2 protein-coding genes are annotated in these 3801 nt (G+C 45.8%); both read right to left on the bottom strand.

The features are described from left to right. On the bottom strand, window positions 1-1334 hold a 1334-nt coding region (locus tag EKG39_RS23160), incomplete at its 3' end, for a retention module-containing protein (RefSeq protein WP_185817699.1). Window positions 1335-1763: 429 nt separating this feature from the next. Continuing rightward, window positions 1764-3801, bottom strand: a 2038-nt coding sequence (locus tag EKG39_RS23155) for a type I secretion C-terminal target domain-containing protein (protein WP_126508316.1), incomplete at its 5' end; no start/stop codon positions are given.

The following is a 3801-nucleotide window of genomic DNA, read 5'->3' as shown; positions in this document are numbered from 1 at the left end:
TCGACATCGGTGAAGCTGAGTGCGCCGCTGTCAGTGAGGCTTGGGTCGGTGGCATCTTCAGTGACGCCGCCGGTCATGTCAACGGTCAGAACCGGATCGTCATTAGTACCGGTAATGGTGATATTCAGCACCACAGTTGTGCTGTCTCCATCACTATCTGTGAGTTGATAAATAAAGGTGTCTATAATTTGCTCACCCTGAGCTAGAGACTGGACCGTATTAAGCTGGTTTGATAATTGATAACTATAGCTACCGTCGGCAGAAATTTGTAATTGACCAAAGGTGCCGCTAATACTCGTTGCCTGAGCTACTACTAAGTTGGCACCATCTGCATTAGTTATTTGTGAAACAGTGGCGGCATCTGCTCCTTGAGTATCGTTATCTATGACACTGCCTGAAATTGAAGTGTCATCTTCGCTTATATTCCCTGAATCATCTTGTCCATTAGGAGCGTCATCAAGGAGGTTTGCAGTAATAGTTGAAGTGGTATTGTTGCCTAGAATATCGGTAAGAGAAACGGCAAAGATATCTGCTTGAATATCTGATGCGCTATGGTCAACCGCTGAGTTAAAGGTATAGCTATAACTCAGAATTCCGGTTGCAGTATCATATCCTGTTATAGTCAATGTTCCGCTTGCAGATGTAATTGTTGTCGGGCCTGCAAATACGCCACCGCTAAATACTTCAATGCCATTTATTACTAAAAGGGATATTCCATTGGGGGCGGCGAGTGTGATAGTGCTTGCTTGTGATAAAGCACTTGATAATGGAGAGGAGCCTTGGGGGAGATTAATTTCTGAAACAGTGATGGAACTGGAAGTTAAAGTGGGGAGAATATTTTCTTCAGGAATAATAGGTTCATCAATAGCCGGTGCAGCAGCTAGGTCAAACCCGCTGGTATCATATCCACTGCCTGCTATCGTTTCATCTGCTGCTCTGTCTAAGGTGATGAAGTCGGTACCTTCATTACCAGCGCCTCCAGCTGCAGTACCCGCCGCGGTCTCGGGTAGTCCGGCGGTTGGATCTTCACCCGCTAAAATTTGTGCTTGCAGTGCGGCTATTTCTGCATCTGCGGAAACTGGGGCCGTAGCTAACCCCTCCTCTTGGGACGGTGGAAGGGCCGGGTCGTCCGGCGAGAGGCTTGTTTCATCGACGACCGAGCCATCGGCCATCTCCAGAATAAACTGCGCACTTGGTGAGAAGATTAACTGCTCACCGTTTTTGATAAGATCGCCTATCGTCACATCTCTCACATTCCCCTGTTCATCTTTGGCTTTTAATTGACCAACCAGGTTAGTGACAACGGCATCTTGTTTAGCTACTGAAACACCCATAACTACATCCCTGAGCAAGCTCATTCATAACAGACATTGAAGGATTGAAGGTTCAGGAAATTAATATTTTTCTCCCTGACTACTTAAAGTCTGATCCAGTTTCACTGTGTGTCAAACTTGTACTATTTAAGGGGAAATTTACTGATGGGGTAAGGTTTTGAGCTACGGGGAGGATTAATCAGGTGTATTCATATGCTTAAGTGAGAATAATGTTGATTTAGATTAAGCCATAATAAGAAAATTGCCACAACAGTAGCTTTCTTATTATAAATGGATATAGATGCCAGCTGAACAAAACAGTACTTTGAGCGCTTCGGTTTAGCTTCTGTTACAGTTAGGCTGATACAGCGAAGCCACTAAATATAGTGGCTTCGCTACGTTTCTCTGCTAGATATATTGTAAAAAAGCAGTATTTACCTCGGTAGTTGATTATGGAACATCAACAATCAGTGCATCGTCATCGAGGAGCCCGTTGATGATCTCCGTTGGACTTGGACCATAGATAGTCGATAGATCCACTCCATCCAACAGGATGGTTAGTGTATCTCCTCCAGCTGATGATGTTCCATTTGTATCCAGGACTATCTCTGTGCTGCCACCCACAAAGTTAAATGAGAGAAAGTCTTCCAGATCGCCAGGCGATTCATTGACTAACACATCAGATAGGTTGAGTACATCGTAGACGGGATTAAAGTTATAGATGGTATCTATACTCTCATCTGCAGAGCCCACCTCCCAGATAATTGCGTCACGGTCTGAATCTACACCCGCATCTATGGTATCAGAGCCTTCACTACCAATCAGTATATCGGCTCCGGCTCCACCAGAGATCGTGTCATCGCCAGTACCGCCGATTATGTAGTCACTTTCAATGCCTCCTAAAAGAGTATCTTCGGCATCGGTTCCAGCCAATATATTTATATTGTCGTCGCCTGTATCCGGCTCGACAACGACGGTGAAGCCACCTGGTTCTCCATCGGGGTCAAAAACGTTATCTCCATCAGCGTCGGTTGCAGTGTAGGTAAAATCGATATCTATAGGTTGTTCGGTAATGCCGCCTGCAGAAGATACCTCAATAACCTGAAAGTCCTCTCCACTCACATGCGCTATGTTAATAGATTCAATATTAAAGCCATTGAGAGGTCCCGCCTCAATAATAAATGTGCCATTCACGAGTATATTGGTAAATGTTTGCTGACCTCCTCCGACATAGTTAATTATGTAGGTGATATAACTTGTTCCGTCGTAGGGCTCACCGTTGTTACCGGTTCCCAGGCTTATAGCGGCGACACTGGTCCCGTTTGTGCCGTAATAGAAGTTAATTGCTTCACCTGCATCGATAGAAGTTTTAGGGCCAATACCGATACCGTGGCTATTTGAGTTAACACTGCCAGTACCCGTTATGGTAGCTATAACCTCTGATGCTTGCTCATCTTTAGCATAGATCTCGCCATCGACATCAACGTAGTATGCAGCGTTATTACCTGCCGGAGCACCGTTTAAGTTATATTCGATTGTATATTCAAGTTGGATCTCTTGCAGGAGAATAAGTTTGTAATCATAGTGACCATTACCATCGGGCACGGCTGTTAGACTGAATACCTCCGTATCGTGTGCCATGGCCTTCAATGTGTTACCGAACATGGTATAAGTAAGAACTATACCGTTGTAGAGAAGCCCTTGTGTAGCAACGTTAAAGTTGACACCTCCGAAGCCATCGGCACCCGGGTCAAACAGATCTCCGGTTATGTATTGACCGATAGTGTTGGTTATCGTTTGTATTGCATCAGTATCTACATCATCTACTGGCGAGTCATCTTCTATTTTAACTGTGAGGGTGGTGTCGGCTGTGCCTCCGTTTAGATCGTCAACAGTTACCGTAAAGGCGATGGGCAATACATCTTCTATATTGCTGTCGGGATCATGATTTACCGGCGCAAATAGAGTGACGGTGTAATTGAGGTTGAAGTCTGGTACTGTGCCACCGACAGCGCCAAATACGATTGTCATTACAGCCATTGAACCAGCGGTGCCCGTGAGGGTATTGCCACTCCAATTCCAGTTAATCAGGGTACCTCCCGAATAGTATTGACCAATGTTGGTGTCATCGATAGAGATAGTAAAATTGCTGCTGTCGGTATCGGTGAAGCTAAGTGTGCCGACGAACGAAACAGCATTAGTAGTATCGTTGGGCTGGCCATCTGTATCCTTGATTCCATAGAGTAACCCTTCTTCGGATACCGCAGCCGGATCTATGCTGATAATTTCTGGGCCATCGTTGACCGGGTTGGTGGTGATGGTCACCACTGCCGTATCGGTGCCGGTACCGTCACTTAAGGTGTATGCGAAGCTTGGCGGTGTCTCTTCGGGGTCACTGCCATCATGTTGATACTCGAAGGTACCGTCGGCTTTGATGCGCAACGTACCATTACCCACTACGATGTCCTGACTCCAACCGCCGAGACCA

Origin of the sequence: Shewanella atlantica, assembly GCF_003966265.1 — a bacterium.
GTDB lineage: Bacteria > Pseudomonadota > Gammaproteobacteria > Enterobacterales > Shewanellaceae > Shewanella > Shewanella atlantica.
This window is presented reverse-complemented; position numbering and strand designations above follow the sequence as displayed.